10 protein-coding genes and 1 tRNA gene are annotated in these 12,714 nt (G+C 66.4%); 4 read left to right on the top strand and 7 right to left on the bottom strand.

From position 1 onward, the window contains the following. Positions 1-25 precede the first annotated feature (25 nt). From HCU64_RS11390 to HCU64_RS11380, 3 genes are read right to left on the bottom strand one after another with little or no spacing between them, the layout of a single operon-like run. The gene (locus tag HCU64_RS11390; RefSeq protein WP_233383998.1) at positions 26-655 is read right to left on the bottom strand and encodes a TPM domain-containing protein; all 630 of its coding nucleotides are present in this window, start codon (positions 653-655) and stop codon (positions 26-28) included. After that, positions 645-1,448 (bottom strand): TPM domain-containing protein, encoded by an 804-nt coding sequence (locus tag HCU64_RS11385; RefSeq protein ID WP_233383997.1) that lies wholly within the window; start codon positions 1,446-1,448, stop codon positions 645-647. The genes HCU64_RS11390 and HCU64_RS11385 overlap by 11 nt, the downstream gene beginning before the upstream one ends. A gap of 13 nt (positions 1,449-1,461) precedes the next feature. Then, positions 1,462-2,097 (bottom strand): LemA family protein, encoded by a 636-nt coding sequence (locus tag HCU64_RS11380; RefSeq protein WP_233383996.1) that lies wholly within the window; start codon positions 2,095-2,097, stop codon positions 1,462-1,464. Between the two features lie 169 nt (positions 2,098-2,266). Here HCU64_RS11380 and HCU64_RS11375 point away from each other — a divergent pair, with 169 nt between their 5' ends. Both HCU64_RS11375 and HCU64_RS11370 read left to right on the top strand, forming a co-directional pair. Beyond that, entirely contained in the window at positions 2,267-2,602 is a 336-nt protein-coding gene (locus HCU64_RS11375) for a SelT/SelW/SelH family protein (protein ID WP_233383995.1), read from the top strand. Between the two features lie 111 nt (positions 2,603-2,713). Next, positions 2,714-4,867, top strand: a complete 2,154-nt coding sequence (locus tag HCU64_RS11370; protein ID WP_233384279.1) for a sensor histidine kinase — start codon at positions 2,714-2,716, stop codon at positions 4,865-4,867. Here the strand turns inward: HCU64_RS11370 and HCU64_RS11365 are convergent. The 4 genes from HCU64_RS11365 to bla all read right to left on the bottom strand — a co-directional run bounded on the left by HCU64_RS11365 (position 4,860) and on the right by bla (position 10,547). Beyond that, on the bottom strand, positions 4,860-5,696 hold the full coding sequence (locus HCU64_RS11365; protein ID WP_233383994.1) for an aldo/keto reductase: 837 nt from the start codon (positions 5,694-5,696) through the stop codon (positions 4,860-4,862). The genes HCU64_RS11370 and HCU64_RS11365 overlap by 8 nt on opposite strands. Positions 5,697-5,799: 103 nt before the next feature. Next, positions 5,800-8,706 (bottom strand): PAS domain-containing protein, encoded by a 2,907-nt coding sequence (locus HCU64_RS11360; protein ID WP_233383993.1) that lies wholly within the window; start codon positions 8,704-8,706, stop codon positions 5,800-5,802. A 56-nt stretch (positions 8,707-8,762) separates the two neighbouring features. Further along, the gene (locus HCU64_RS11355; RefSeq protein WP_233383991.1) at positions 8,763-9,506 is read right to left on the bottom strand and encodes a Crp/Fnr family transcriptional regulator; all 744 of its coding nucleotides are present in this window, start codon (positions 9,504-9,506) and stop codon (positions 8,763-8,765) included. 150 nt (positions 9,507-9,656) lie between these two features. Beyond that, positions 9,657-10,547, bottom strand: coding sequence for a class A beta-lactamase (gene bla, locus HCU64_RS11350; RefSeq protein ID WP_233383989.1), 891 nt, complete (start codon positions 10,545-10,547; stop codon positions 9,657-9,659). 97 nt (positions 10,548-10,644) lie between these two features. Here bla and HCU64_RS11345 point away from each other — a divergent pair, with 97 nt between their 5' ends. Both HCU64_RS11345 and HCU64_RS11340 read left to right on the top strand, forming a co-directional pair. After that, on the top strand, positions 10,645-12,177 hold the full coding sequence (locus HCU64_RS11345; protein ID WP_233383988.1) for an acyl-CoA synthetase: 1,533 nt from the start codon (positions 10,645-10,647) through the stop codon (positions 12,175-12,177). Positions 12,178-12,327: 150 nt separating this feature from the next. Then, positions 12,328-12,420, top strand: a tRNA-Ser gene (locus tag HCU64_RS11340). Positions 12,421-12,714: the final 294 nt, after the last annotated feature.

The following is a 12,714-nucleotide window of genomic DNA, read 5'->3' as shown; positions in this document are numbered from 1 at the left end:
GCAAGCCTCACGCACAGGGGCACGGTCAGTCCAGGAGCACGACCCGGTTCGGCAACTCGTTTCGGTTGGGGCCGGCTGGCAATGCATCGGCGAGCATCGAGCCGACGCGTCCGACCGTGGCGAGCAGGCCGGGGCCGAGCGCGCCGCGCGCGGCCGCTTCCGTCAGCTCTTCGAGCACCTCCCCCCAGGCCTCGTCTGCGATCCGAGCGCGAACGGCGGTGTCGGCGACGATCTCGGCGTGGCGCTCGGCCAGGGCCACGTAGATCAGTACCCCCGTCCGCCCCTCCGTTGACGCGAGGCCGCGAGCATCGAACTCGCGTCGGGCCGCGTCTCGCACGCGGTGTCGGCGGATCGTGGGAGGAACGAGCCCGGTCCGGACGCGCTCGTTCATCGCGATCAGCAGCGCGGCGAGGGCGATGGCCGCCTGGATCGCGGCGATCCAGGCTGCGGGCAGGACGGTGAAGGCGATGAGCGGCCAGGGCGTGGCCAACGCGCAGAGCAGAGCCAGCACCGGCGCCGCGGAGCGGTAGAGCCCCGAGCGGGTAGCGACGAGCACCACGATCTCGCCGCTCGTCGCGTTCTCGGCCCGTGCGATCTCGGCGGCGATGCTGGCGCGCTCGGAAAGGGAGAGGGCAGGGCGCGCCTTACCAGTCACCGGATGCACCTCCGCCCCCGGACGAACCGCCGCCGCCAGAAAACCCACTGTCCGAGAAGCCGCCTCCTCCTCCAGAGAAGCCGCCGCTCCAGCCGCCGGAGGACGGCGAGGGAATGAAGATCATGTCACCGCCACGCCGGACTCGACGGCCTCCGCCGGAATTCATCCGCCAGACGGCGATGACGACGAACAGGATCAGCACGACCCAGAACACCACTTCGAGGCCGTTCACCGAGTCGCTGCGCATGGGCGCACGCCGTTTCCATTGCTCGGCATCGCCGGCCAGGACCGACAGGATCGCGTCGGCACCCGCCTCGATGCCGCCCGGTAAGTCGCCCTGCTTGAATTTCGGTGTGATCGCCGTGGTGATGATCACCTTGGACACGGCGTCGGTGAGCGCGCCCTCGACGCCGTATCCCACCTCGATGCGGACCTTGCGCTCGTTCGGAGCGACCAGCAGCAGTGCACCGTTGTCCTGCTTGGCTTGGCCGAGCTTCCAGGCGCGATAGAGCCGGTTGGCGTAGTCCTCGATGGTCAGGCCCTGCAGGCTCGGTACGGTCGCCACCACGATCTGGTCGCCGCTCTTGTCCTCCTGTGCCTTGAGCTTCGTCGTGATCCGCTCCCGCACGTCCTGCGGCAGCACGCCTGCCGCATCGGTGACGCGGCCATCGAGTGCCGGGAAAGCTGGCTCCTCTGCCTGGACTTGGCCTACGCAGGCCACGAGCAACAGCGCAACGAGCGGCCCAGGCGCGAGGCGTCGGAGCCGTTCGAGAGCGTGCCGGAAAGCTGCCATTTTGGCCGCCGGCCTAGAATTTGACGTTTGGTGCCTTCTCGGAATTCGGCGTGGCCGTGAAGGTCTCCATCGGCTTGGCCTCCGGATAGAACCAACCGGCGATCCAGCGTCCCGGGATGGTGCGGATCTCGGTGTTGTAGGCCTGGACCGCCTGGATGTAGTCGCGTCGCGCCACGGCGATGCGGTTCTCGGTGCCTTCGAGTTGCGATTGCAGGGCCAGGAAGTTCTGGTTCGACTTCAGGTCTGGGTAGGCCTCAACGGTGGCCAGCAGCCGCCCCAGCGCTCCGCTGAGCTGATTCTGGGCGTCCTGGAATTGCTTGAACTTTTGCGGATCGTTGACCGTCGAAGCGTCGACCTGGACGCTCGTCGCCTTGGCCCGCGCCTCGATGACCTTGGTCAGCGTCTCCTGCTCCTGCTTGGCGTAGCCCTTCACCGTCTCGACGAGATTTGGGATCAGGTCGGCCCGCCGCTGGTACTGGTTCTGGACCTCGCTCCAGGACGACTTCGCCTGTTCTTCCAGGGTCGGCACGCGATTGATGGCGCCGCAGCCCGACAGGCAGGTGGCGAGAATGATCGCGAGGAACGCGCCGATTGCACGGGCCGCCACCGACGAGCGCGGCGACATTGCCAACAGGGAACCCTGACTCATCGGCGGTCTCCTTGGGTGAGGTTCGAACGCAGCCGCACGGCATTTCATCGCAATCGAACGGTCGAGCATGAGATGGAACGCATCCCTCTGCAAGGAAAGGGTGCGGATAGGGCGTGATCGCCGGATCTCGCGGTTGACAAGCAGGGGCGGTTGGTAGCGCTGTGCCGCGATGGAAGAGCCTTCCTCCGGTGCGGCGAAGCCTCGGGTCGCGATCACTTACTGCACGCAGTGCCGTTGGCTGTTGCGGGCGGCCTGGATGGCGCAGGAGCTTCTGTCGACCTTCGGCGACGATCTCGGAGAGGTCGCGCTCGTTCCGGGAAGGGGTGGCGCCTTCCTGATCGCGGTGGATGGTGACACGGTCTGGGAACGGGTGCGCGATGGCGGCTTTCCCGACGTCAAGGCGCTCAAGCAGCGGGTGCGCGATCGGATCGATCCGGGCCGCGACCTCGGCCATGTCGACGGCACGACGCCGACCAGTACGAATGACGAGAAGGGCCAGGCGTGACGGAGCGCCTGACGATGAAGGTCGGCAGTGATGCACGGCATGCGGCCTGATCCCGCCGAACCGGCGAGCGTCCGGATCACCCCCAAGAGGCGGAGATCAGTGATCGGCCGCATCCTCTCGCGGCTCGACGAGCGCGGCTTCTCCACGCAGTTCTATCTGATCATGCTCGTGATCGCGCTGATCGGCCCGGGCCTGATCTTCACCGCGATCCTCCTTGCCCGCTACGCGGCGACCGAGCGTGCACGCTTTGAACAAGACGCCCGCGAGAACGTGCGCGGCATCTCGCTCTCGATCGACCGCGACATCGCCGGGCTCGTCGCCGGGCTTCAGACGCTCGCAACCTCTCCGCGTCTGCGCAACGGCGAGTTCGAGAGCTTCGACGCGCAGGCGCGATTGGTGCGCGACACGATCGGCCTCGAGATCATCCTGCGCAAGCCGGACGGCCAGCAGGTGGTCAATACCGGCCTGAGCCCGGGCTCGCCTCTGCCGATCACGCCTTTACCGTTCGACGACGAGATTGCCGGAGGCATCCAGCGCTCCGCGGTGACCGGCTACCTTGGCGCCTCCGATCCGGTCGGGGGCGCCTATGCGATCGGCGTGGCGGTCAAGCTCGAAAGCGGCGTGAAATTCATCCTGAGCTACTCCGTGCCGTTGAGCCGGCTCGATGCCATGCTGGCCCGCGATCACGTCCAGGGCTGGACGACTGGGCTGGCCGATCGCGACGGGATCGTGCTCGCACGCGTTCCGGAACTGCCCGGCGTGGTCGGGCGGATGCGCCTCTCGACGCTCCGGCAATACGCTACCGAGACGCCTGGTGTCTGGGAGGGGAAGGATCGCGCGTTCAAGCCCGTCACGGTGGTGGAAGAGCGTTCGCGGTTCAGTGGCTGGACGGTGGCGGCGAGCATCCCGCAGCACCTCGTCGAGGCGCGGCTGCGCCGCTGGATCTGGGCATTCGGCGGCTTCGGCCTGCTGGTTCTCGCGACCTCCTCGGCGCTGGCCGTGCATCTCTGGTCGCGGGTGTCGCGACCGCTGCGCCAGCTCGCAGCGACGGGGCCGGCCCTGTCCCGCGGCCAGGCAATCCCGCGCATCTCCTCGCCGATCCACGAGATCCGACGCCTTGGCGATGTGCTCGCCGACGCGTCTCTGCGTCTGCGCACCCGAAGCGAGGAGCGCGACCGGGCGCTCGCCGACACGCAGCGCGGTCTCTCAGCGCTCCGCGAGAGCGAAGCGCGGTTCCGTGTCGTGGCGGATTCCGCACCCGCGCTGATCTGGATGACCGACGAGAACAACGAGATCGTCTTCGCCAACATGCATTTCGACGAGCTCTTCGGCATGCCTTATTCCGAGCTGGCGGGAGAGGGCTGGCACAAGATCATCCATCCACCGGATCTGCCGTCCTTCTCCTCGCTGTTCGAAGAGGCGGTCCAGCAGCGGGCGCCGTTCAAGGCGGAGATGCGCGTGATCGACCGCAACGGCGCCGTGCGCTGGCTGCGCTGCGAGGGCGTGCCGCGCCTCGACGAAACCGGCGCCTTCCTCGGCTATACCGGTTGCAACATCGACATCACCGACGCCAAGCGCGCCGAGGAGCACCTCATCCTCCTCATCAACGAGCTGAACCACCGCGTGAAGAACACCCTGGCGACGGTGCAGTCCATCGCTCTGCAATCCCTGCGCGGACTCGAAGGCGAAGAGGCGGAGGCCGCACGTGGCGCTTTCGAGAACCGCCTGCTGGCGCTGGCGCGCGTGCACGACGTGCTCACCCGAGAGAACTGGGAGGGCGCCGAGATGGGCGCCGTGGTCGCCGACGCGATCCGCCCGCTCGACGGTGGCGGGACGACGTCGCGCTTCTCGGTTGCGGGGCCGCCCTTGCGGTTGCCGCCGAGGCTCGCTCTGTCGATCGCCATGGCGCTGCACGAACTCGGGACCAATGCCGTCAAATACGGGGCGCTATCCAACGAAGACGGTCGGGTCGCGATCACCTGGACCGTGGAGCGTGGCGCCGAGACGAGACTCGGCCTGCGCTGGAGCGAGAGCGGAGGACCGCCGGTCAAGAAACCGACGCGCACCGGCTTCGGTTCGCGCCTGATCGAGCGCAGCCTCGCCCGCGAACTGGAGGGCAAGGTCGAACTCCTCTACGAGCCGGGCGGTGTCGTCTGCACCATCGATGCGCCTGTGCCGCCGCCGGGCCTGCTCGAACGCAAGGGCGGCACCGCGCTTCCGCGCCCGGCGCAGCCACTTGCTCTACCCGGAACCGGCGTCAGCTGAAGTTCGCCGGATCGGGTCCGATCCGGCCGTCGACGTCGTCGAGGGTCGCGATCGCCTTCTGATCCTCGGCCGTCAGCGCGATGTCGAACACCGAGAAATTCTCGGCGATGCGCGAAGGCGTGGCTGATTTCGGGATGGCGACGAGCCCGCTGTCGAGGTGCCAGCGCAAGACGATCTGGGCTGGGGTGCGGCCGTGCCGCCGCGCAATCTCGACGAGCACCGGATCATTCAGTGCCTTGGCCTGGCCGAGCGGGCTCCAGGATTCCGTGACGATGCCGAGGCGGGCATGGACGTCGCGCAGGGCGCGCTGCTGAAAATGCGGGTGAAGCTCGATCTGGTTGACGGCCGGGACAACCCCGGTATCCGCGATGATCCGTTCCAAGTGCTCAGCCTGGAAGTTCGAGACGCCGATCGAGCGTGCCCGTCCTTCCTGCTTCAGCTGAGCTAGGGCGCGCCAAGTGTCGACATAAAGGTCTCGCTGCGGGCAAGGCCAGTGGATCAAGTACAGATCGACTTCATCGAGCCCGAGCCGTCCCAGGCTCTCGTCGAAGGCTCTGAGCGTGCTGTCATAGCCCTGGTGGTCGTTCCAGAGTTTCGTCGTCACGAAGATCTCGTCACGCGGCAGCCCGCTCCGTTGCAGGGCGCGGCCGACGCCGGCCTCGTTTCCGTAGATCGATGCCGTGTCGATCGAGCGGTACCCGCGATCGAGCGCGGCGCCGACGACGGACGGCGTCTCGGCATCGGGCAGTTGCCAGACGCCGAATCCGAGCTGCGGGATGCTGGCTCCGTCGTTCAGCGCGAGCCGGGGCACGCTGGTGGCATCCGTCATCGTCCGTCTCCGAGTGATGGCGGCCAAGGCCGAGAGGGGCCGCGGGGTTCGATGAACCTGTGGCGCCGCCCGTGATCGTCGAGGGGGCGCGGCGCTCTCGGTATCAGGTCAGAACGACGCGCTTGGTTAGGGGCAGTTCGATCGCGCAGATCAGGCCGCTCGTCGCGAACGTGATACTCGTCCGAGCCTTGAACTCGTCCGCGAGCGTGCGTTTGAGGAGCTGAAAACCGAAGCCCTCACGGACGGGCTCCGCGGGGGCCGGCAGCGCGCACCGCGTCTCCTTCCATTCGAGATGCAAGTGACGCCCGTTCGCCCCGTCCTCGATCCGCCAACTCACGTGGACGCGACCGCGCTCCCGCGCCAGCGCACCGTGCTCGACGGCATTGATCGCCAGCTCGTGTAGGGCGAGGGCGAGCGTGTCGGCGGCTTCGAGTCGGAGGCGCAGCGTCGGGCCGGCCACGGTGACGCGCTCTCCCTCCCGAGCCTGATGGGCAGTGAGCTCGTTGGCGACGAGTTCCGACAGCTCGACGCCGGCGCTCGGATCCCGCAGGGCCGGTCCCTGCGCCCGGGCGAGCGCCCCAAGTCGGCTGTCGAGCCGCAGGACATACTCGTCGAAATAGTCCCGCGACACGGCGGTTCGGCGCACGATGGTCCGCAGCCGCGACAGGGTCTGCCGGACCCGGTTCTGAAGCTCCGTCAGCAGGACGCGCTGCTGTTCGTGCAGCGTACGCAACTCGTCGATGTCGGTCGAGGTTCCGATCCACTCGACGCTACCGCCTTTGCCGATCGGCTCGGCCACGGCGCGCTCCTGGAACCAGCGATAGCGCCCTTCGCGGGCGCTCCAGATCCGGCATTCGCAGATGTACAGGTTGTGCTCACCGGCCTTGGACCAAGCCTCGCGGACCTTGGACCGGTCATCCGGATGGATGGCGTCGAGCCAGCCGTGATCAAGGCTGTCCTCCGGCTTGTGCCCGGTATAGGCGTAGTATTGCGAACTGTGCCAGCTTGCCTGACCATCATAGGTCGAGCGCCAGACCAGCAGCGGCATGCTCTCGATCAATCCCCGCTGACGCTGCTCGCTCGCTGCGAGCGCGTCCCTGGCGCGCTTCGCACTGATCACGTCCGCGATCTGTGCGCCGTAGAGATCGATCAGTCGCCATTCGCGGTTGCTCGGAACGTGCGACTGGCGAAACGCCGTTGCGAGAGCACCGACGGGGGCTCCGTTTCGATCGAAAAGCGGAGTGATCTGGAGCGCGTTGCAATCGTGCCGTCGCGCCGCGTTGCTGAGCGCCGGATCTGTCAGATCGTTCTGCAGATCATCGTAGACGATCCGCTGTCCGGACTTGAGCGAGCGACCCCACGCAGCACTTTCGTCGCTCGTGGAAACGACGAGAAAGCGCTTGATGTATTCGGACTCGAGATTTCGTGCCGAAATGATCGCAAGGGTCTGGTCGGCAGGATCGTAGAGCCGGATCGAACCAAAATCGGCATTGAGCAACGCCATCGTCGCAGCGAGCATCTCGTCGAGCAGCGACTGCCATTCCGCCGGACTCGCCACGCGCACGGCCCAGTCGTGAAGCCTCGTCAACACGGTCAACTCGTCGGTCACCTCCCGCCTTGCGTCTTCGGTCGCGATCTCTGCTCGCTTGCGCCGCGTGACGTCCCAGACGAGGCCGGTCAGCCCGATTTTGCCCGATGCCGGATCGCGTTTGGGCAATGCCCGTTCCTCGAGCCACGCAATGTCGCCGTCGCAATCGCGAATGACGCGAAACTCGCTTTCGTAGCCCTTCTGTGCGGCGACCGCCTCCTCGACGATCTTGCTGTGTCGCTCGTGATCATCCGGGTGGACGTGCAAGAACCCGGCGCTCTTCGTGTCGATCCTCGCGCCGGGCTTCAGGCCGAAGACATCGACGATACTGCCGGTGACGTCGATGCGATCAGCCTCGACGTCCCAGTCCCAGGCAACCATTCGCGCGGCTTCCAGCGCCTCTTCGAGACGGCGGTTGCTCGCCCGCAACGATGTCTCGGCCCGCATCCGCTCGAGCGCCTGCCACGTGCGCTCCGCGACGTTGATCGCGAGACTCAACTCGTCTTTCGTCCAGGCGTGAGGCCGCGCCATCGCCACAGCGAGGCAATTGACCCAAACGCCATCGCGCATCAGCGGGATCACCATGACGGACCCGATGCCGAGCCTTTCATAGACCGTGTTGCCGGCGGCCCGAGGATCGTTCGCGACGTCTTCAACGATCGAAGGCACGCCCGACTTGAGATCGGGGAGGTAATCGGCTCCGAAGGCCAGAAGGTCGATGTCCTCTGCGCGATAAGCTCGCTGGTCTGTCGCCCAGCCGGGACCCAATCGAGCGATGCCTTTGCCGACATCGATCTCGGCGTAGCTCACCCTGTCGGCCTGGAAATGCTGCCCCAGTTCCGAGCAGACATTTGTGGCGATCTCGCCGGGACATTTCTGCTGGCGCAGCACATCGCCGATCCGGATCAGCAGGGACTGCCGCAGTTCCAAGCGGACACGGGCGGTCGTCTCGAGGATGACCGCTCGCACGCCGCAGATCCGGCCCGCCTCGTCGCGGATCGGGGTGCAGGAAAAAGTCCACCAGGACAGGTCCGGCACGCCCGGCCGCGCCACGTGAAGAGGCAGATCCTCGCGATATCCGGCGGTGCCCGCGAAGGCTCCCTCGTAGACGTCGCGGATCTCGTCCCAGATATCCGCCCAGGTGATTTCGAAGGCTTGTCCGAGAGGGCTCGGGCGCTCGCCGAAGATCGGAATGCAGGCATCGTTGTAGAGGCCGATGCGTTCACGCCCCCACACCAGCAGGCTCGGAAAACGCGATTCGAGGATGCCGCTCAACGCGAAGCGAAGAACGGGCGGCCATGACTCGATCGCGCCGAGCGGAGTTTCCGACCAGGGATGCTTGCGGATCGCATCTGCCATCGTGCCGGTGGCATGAGGCCAGGACGTGACCCGGCCCATGCCGGTATCGCGTTTCGTACGCACGATGTTCCCCACTCAGTCGAGACATCTCCGCGTGCGAAGACCGGCTGTCCCGAAGATCACTCCTCGTTGGCGTCCAAGTGTCGGCCGATGTGATCCAGATGAAGATAATTTGGATTGAAAAGAGATGCAGCCTTCAAGGCCGGAAGATCGGGGATCGTCAATAGCCGTCCGCGCAGGGTTACCAGACCATTTGCGCGCAACTCCTGGAGGACGCGATTGACGTGGACGTTCGATAGGCCGAGCGCGTCGGCGAGATCGACCTGGGTGATCGGCAATTCGCAGGAGGTGCCGTCAGTCAAGTCGACAGCGCGCATCCGGAGGAACAGCTCGCAGAAGAGGTGTCCGAGCCGCTCGGTCGCCGTCCGCTGACCGATATTGACCGTCCATTCCCGCTGCACGGCGGTGGCCACGAGCATCTCCCACCAGAGCGCCTGCGTGACGCGGGGATGCTGCTCGGTGATCGCGGTCAGAGTGTCTCGGCCTATCTCGGCCACCGTCACCGCGCTGAGCGTTCCAATCGAATGGTCCATCTCGCGCATGACGAAGACATGCGTGTCGCAGAGATCGCCCGGCAGGAAGAACGCAATGATCTGCCGCCGCCCGTCCTCGAGTTGCTTGTAGCGGCAGGCCCATCCCGAGAGGATGAGGTTGACCTGATCGGGGCTTTCGCCCTCGCGAATGATGTCCTCGCGCGGCCCGATCCGGCGGACGTTCAGCCGGGCAGCCTCGTTGAGCGCTTGCTTATCCCCGGCCGACAGACGCGCGAAGCGCTGAAGTTTCCGAACCAGGGGATTGTCCATGCTGCAGGCCGTCCGTTGGATCGGGCCTCATAGCGTTGCTGTGCGGCGCGCGATTTAACACGTGATAAGATAAAATTGCCAAAATGTCCTCGTGAAGCCCTGTGGCCGGCTTAATCTTGCCGGCTCGGCATGTCGGGGCGGCTCGGTCCATCAACGGGGCGACGTCCCCTGCGTCCTGAGATTGTCAGCGATGATCCGTGCAACCTGGGCTATGGAGTCGTTGCGCTCGGCGGGCGAGCACGTCGACTCGGTTAGGTAAATGGCCGCGAGGATGGGTGCTCCGTCCGGCGGCAGGAGAATCCCCGCATCGTTCGCCGTCCCACGCTCTCCGGTGCCGGTCTTATCGGCAACGCGCCAGTCCGGCGGCAGCCCGGCGCGAAGTCGCGTCGCGCCGGTCCGGTTCGCAAGCAGCCATCCCTCTAGGTTTGCCCGGGAAGCCGCCGAGAGGGCTCGACCGAGGACGAACCGTTCAAGGTTCGAGACCATGGCGTTCGGGCTGGTCGTATCGCGCGGATCGCCGGGCAATGCCTCGTTCAAACTCGGCTCGGTGCGATCAAGCCGTGTGACCGGGTCGCCCTGCTCGCGCAGGAACCGCGTCAGGCCGGACGGGCCGCCGATCTGCCCGAGCATCAGGTTGCCGGCGGTGTTGTCGCTCAGCGTGATCGCCGCCTCGCACAGGTCGGCCAGCGGCATCGCGCCCTCGGTGAGGCGTGCCTTGGTGGTCGGCGAATAATCGACGAGATCGGATGCCGCATAGGCGATGCGCCGATCCAGGCGTTCCTGGCCGCCGTCGACGCGGGCGAGGATCGCAGCCGCCGCGAGCAGCTTGAAGGTACTGCAGAGCGGGAAACGCTCGTCGGCCCGGTATGCCAGGGTGCGGCCGCTGGCAGGCTCGCGCACGGCAATGCCGAGTCGTCCGCCCGTGGCGCCCTCGATCCGCGCGAAATGCGCCTCAACCGTTGCCGCCGATGCGCGAGTCCCGAACGGGCCGGGCAGCGCGAGAACGGCTCCGAAGGCGGCGAAGGCACGTCTGGTGATCATCCCCGCAGCCTCGGCTCCGAGCATGACGAAAGCTTGACGCTCGGCCACACCGGCCCGACACAACGAGGCCAGCCAGGGCGAAAGGAGCCGTCAGCTCGTGTCACCAGACGACGACCGTGCACCGCCTGCGCGCTTCAACGCGGCCTGCCACTGCCTCGCCGAGAATGCCCGATTGCGCGGCGATAAGGCCGCCCTGATCGTCGTCGGCGAGCATGGGGTCGAGCAGATCAGCTTCGCCGAGGCCGATCGGGCTGTGCGCGCGATCGCGGGCGGCCTGTCGCGCCTCGGTCTGGAGCCCGGTGCACGCGTGATGATCCGCATGGGCAACGAGGCCGATTACGTCCTCGTCTATTTCGCGGCGCTCGCCGCCGGATTGGTGGCTTTGCCCTCCTCCTCGCAACTGACCGCGACCGAGGCGGCCTTCCTGATGAAGGATTCCGGTGCCTCGGTGATCGTGCTCGGCCGGGATGCCGTCATCGATCGTGATCGCCTCGGTGGCCGCATCCTGCTCGGACCCGACGAGATCGCGGCGATGAAGGCCGGCGAACCCGCCGCCTGCTACGTCGATAGCGTTGCCGACGACCCAGCGACGCTCGTCTATACCTCCGGCACCTCAGGCTCACCGAAGGGCGTGCTGCATGCCCACCGCGCGATCTGGGGGCGCCGCCCGATGCATGCTCACTGGCTCGGCCTCACCGAGCACGACGTGATGCTGCATGCCGGTGCGATGAACTGGACCTACACCCTCGGCGTCGGCATCACCGATCCCTGGGCCTGCGGCGCCACGGCGATCGTCTATAACGGTCCGCGAGACCGGGGCATCTGGCCGGCCCTGATCGCGGCTCATGGCGCGACGATCTTCGCCGCCGTGCCGAGCGTTTACCGGCAAATCCTCAAATACGCTGATGTGGCACAGCATGATCTGTCGAGGTTGCGCCACGGCGTCACCGCCGGCGAGGCGTTGCCGCCCGATTTGCTCGAAGCCTGGACGGCAACGACGAAGAAGCCGCTCTATGAGGCGCTCGGGATGAGCGAAATCTCGACCTACGTGTCGAGCGGCCCGACGGTACCCGTACGCCCAGGCTCCCCCGGAAAGCCGCAGCCCGGCCGCCGGGTCGCGATCCTGCCGGTCGAGGGCGAGCCGGAGCCGCTGTCGGCCGGAGAGACGGGTCTTCTCGCGATACACCGCTCCGAACCGGGCCTTATGCTTGGCTATTGGAACCGTTCGGACGAGGAGGAGGCGGTGCTGCGCGGCGACTGGTTCACCGGCGGCGACCTCGCGAGCCTCGACGCGGATGGATACCTTTGGTTCCACGGCCGCAACGACGACTTGATGAACGCCATGGGCTACCGGGTTTCGCCGAACGAGGTCGAGGCGGCACTGATCGAGCATCCCGACGTCGCCGAGGCCGGCGTCGCCGAACTCGCGGTGCGCGCCGACCTCAAGGTCATCGCCGGCTTCGTCGTCCTGAAGCCGGGCGCCGTCCCGAACCCGCAAGACCTGATCGCCTGGTGCGGCGAGCGGCTCGCTGCCTACAAGACCCCCCGCGAGATCCGCTTCCTCGACTCGTTGCCCCGTACCGCCAACGGCAAGGTCCAGCGCAAACGTCTGGCCGAGACACAAGCCTGACGGAGGGACACGACCGGTGATGGAAGCGCGAGTGACTGCCAAACCCACCGAACCGATCCCAGCCGAACCGCTTGGGCCGCGATGCCGGTTCCGGACGCCGCCTGAAGCGGGTTGACCGGCTCCATGCGAGCTTCTAGAGCCGGTATCAACGGAGACGTGGCCGAGAGGCTGAAGGCACTCGTTTGCTAAATGAGCATACCCCTAAGAAGGGTATCGAGGGTTCGAATCCCTCCGTCTCCGCCATTTGATTTCTGCAAGCAGAACTGAAGATCCAGTTCGGCTGCGGGCTCGATCTTGTAGAGGTCACGCCAGTTCTGAAAAGCAATAAGCTCCTCATCAGGCGCTCTATTCCTCGTTGGACAAGCAAAAACCTAAAGCCCGGCGCCGCTCGAATCGCAAGGGGTCGATCGCGTTGCGTCAGCCTAGGGGCATTTGGCTGGGTAAGGTCGCTTGCTGATGCTGACATCGAGTCAGCAACCTTGCTTGCGCCGCGGCATACATGCGGCAGGACCTACATCCTGGCTGAGTGAGCCAAGA

This window comes from Methylobacterium sp. C25, assembly GCF_021352225.1.
In the GTDB taxonomy this organism is placed as follows: domain Bacteria; phylum Pseudomonadota; class Alphaproteobacteria; order Rhizobiales; family Beijerinckiaceae; genus Methylobacterium.
The sequence above is the reverse complement of the archived record's forward strand: the minus strand, read 5'-3'. Positions and strand labels throughout refer to the sequence as shown.